At 36.0% G+C, this 211-nt stretch carries 1 pseudogene; it reads left to right on the forward strand.

The features are described 5' to 3' along the window. A pseudogene (locus tag QD47_RS33655) lies at positions 1 to 211 on the forward strand (hypothetical protein); the annotation flags it as partial.

The raw sequence follows: 211 nt of genomic DNA on the forward strand, positions 1-211 counted from the left end.
AAATTGAATAAGATAGTTGTTAATCAAGACCAGGATGAAATAGAAATAAACACTTTTAACTCATGGAAATTGAACCCTTTAAAACAGATAATGGACATAAAAGAGGCCTCCGAAAAGTGGGGCCTTAAGCCTTCCTATATAAAGGACTTATGCCGGTTGAAGCTTGAGCAAGAAGAGAAGGCGATAAAAATGGGTAACATATGGGTTCTTA

This window comes from Paenibacillus terrae, assembly GCF_000943545.1.
GTDB lineage: Bacteria > Bacillota > Bacilli > Paenibacillales > Paenibacillaceae > Paenibacillus > Paenibacillus terrae_A.